Source organism: Bacillota bacterium (genome assembly GCA_040754675.1).
GTDB lineage: Bacteria > Bacillota > Limnochordia > Limnochordales > Geochordaceae > Geochorda.
In genome coordinates this window covers 1-2,258 of record JBFMCJ010000629.1, presented here as the reverse complement: position 1 = coordinate 2,258, position 2,258 = coordinate 1, and the positions used below count along the sequence as shown (strand labels likewise).

The 2,258-nt window shown below is 63.4% G+C and carries 2 protein-coding genes; both read left to right on the top strand.

Going from position 1 to position 2,258, the window contains the following annotated elements; translation table 11 throughout:
• Positions 1 to 331: 331 nt before the first annotated feature.
• Entirely contained in the window at positions 332 to 1,015 is a 684-nt protein-coding gene (locus AB1609_21810; GenBank protein ID MEW6049071.1) for a TetR/AcrR family transcriptional regulator, read from the top strand.
• Between the two features lie 20 nt (positions 1,016 to 1,035).
• Positions 1,036 to 2,258, top strand: a 1,223-nt coding sequence (locus AB1609_21805; GenBank protein MEW6049070.1) for an AMP-binding protein, incomplete at its 3' end; no start/stop codon positions are given.

Below are 2,258 nucleotides of genomic sequence, written 5' to 3'. Positions count from 1 at the left end.
CTCGAATGCCCCTGGGCGCGGTTCCGGTGCGGTGCTACCTGTCACCTTCGGTCGCCTCCTGCAAGCGTTTTTTTCAGGCTACCGGGTTGCGAACCGCCATTGCAAACGCTTCCTATCGATAAAAAGCGGCCGGCGCCCAGTCTGAAGGAGGTATTACGAGTTCCTGCGAGTTCTCTGCCTGTAACGACGGTCATCGGCGAACCACTGGAACTTGGAACCGGTAACTAGACCCGTTATAATGAGCTTGAAGTCTGTGAATAAGTCTTCATTCACCCGCAGGCCGGTCTCGCATGCGCGAGTCGGCCCCGTGGGCGAGGAGCGCGAGCGGCGCATGGGAGTGAAAGGTGCCACGAAGCGGATCGGCGACGCCGATGGCCGGCCCGCGGCCGGTGCGGTGTCCGCTCCTTACATCGGGAGCCGTACGGCTAACGAGGCCTTGCTGGACGAAAAGCGCATGCTCATCGAAGCGGCCGCCACTCGGTGTTTCAGTGAGTGTGGCTACAGCGGCACGACCATCGAACAGATCGCCATGCATGCCGGCATGAGTGTGGGCTCCATCTACCGCTACGTGACTCGCAAGCAGGATATCCTCCTTCTCGTCTTCAAGCGCCTGATGGACCTCTATGAATCCGTTCTCACTCCCGTCATCGACCTGCCTCTCCCGCCCGACCGCAAGCTGTTCGAGGCGATGCGGGCGTACTACGGGATCATCGACCGGGAACCGGACCGCGCGCTCATCGCTTACCGGGAGAGCTGGGCGCTCGACAAGGCCGGACGGTCCTACATCAAACAACGGGAACTCGAAACTAACCGCTACTTTGAAGAAATCATCGGCGCAGGCATCGACCAGGGGGCCTTCCGGCCGGTCGATGCACACCTCGTGGCCTACGACATCGTGCTGCTCGGTCACATGTGGGCACTAAAGGGGTGGCACTTCCGGCGGCTGTTCACGCTCGACGAGTACGTCCGCCGCCAGTTTGAACTGGTGATGGCTCATCTTACGCCTCCCCAATAGGGGATTTTGGGGGTAGCGGCATGCGAGCACCGCTCTCACCGCTGGTGTTTTTCCAGCGGGCTGTCCGGATCTTCGGTGACCGGACAGCGGTCATCGACGGTGATGTCCGGCTCACGTACAGAGAGTTCGCGGCTCGCTGCGAGCGACTGGCGAGGGGGCTGCGTGGGCTGGGCATTGACCCTGGCGACCGGGTTGCCGTCCTGTCGCCCAACACCCACCGGGCCCTGGAGTGCTATTATGCCGTACCCCTGGCAGGAGGCGTACTGGTACCCCTGAATACCCGCCTGGGCCCCAGCGACTACCGCTACATCCTCAGCCATTCCGGAGCAAAGGCGATCCTGGCCGACCCGACCTTCGCCGACCTCGCTGTCTCGCTGCGCCAGGTACTTCCCTCGCTTCAGCTTGTCCTGCTTTCCGGTGAGACGGCAGCGGCCCGCAACGCAGGCCGCGGGGAGGAGGTGCTGTACTCGGAGGACCTCACGGAACGCCAGCGTCTGTCCGGAGACGGCGTTTTCCGTCAGGGCCTGATAGACGTCGATGAACTCGACGAGGAGGCCCTCATCACCCTCAACTACACGAGCGGCACCACGGCGAACCCCAAAGGGGTCATGCTCACGCACCGAAACACCGCTCTCAACGTACTCGATTTCATCATCCATGGCCGGCTCACCGTCAACGATATCTACCTCCACACGCTGCCCATGTTCCACGTCAACGGCTGGGGTGGCGTCTGGGCGGTCACGGCGGTCGGCGCCACGCACGTATGCCTTCCCAAGATCGACCCGGCTCATATCGTGCACCTTATCGACTCGTTGGGTGTCACGATGGCGTGTTCGGCGCCCACCGTGCTCGTCATGCTGGGAAGCGACCCGGCCACGGCCAACTGGCGCCCGAAACACGCCGTCCGCTGGTACGTGGGCGGCGCACCGCCGCCGGCGGCACTCATCCGCCGGATGGAGCACGAACTGGGCTTCGAAATCGTCCACGTGTACGGGTTGACGGAGACAAGCCCGTGGTTGACCGTCTGCGAGTGGCGGGACGAGTGGAACAGCTTGAGCCCTGAGGAGCGGGCCCGGATCAAGGCACGACAGGGCATCGGTCAAATCCTCACGGGGGAAGTCAGGGTCGTTCGGCCGGACCTCACCGACGTGGCACCTGACGGCCATGAGGTCGGCGAGATCGTGGTGCGTGGCCCCACGGTGATGAAGGGCTACTACAAGGACCCGGAGGCCACCGCCGAGGC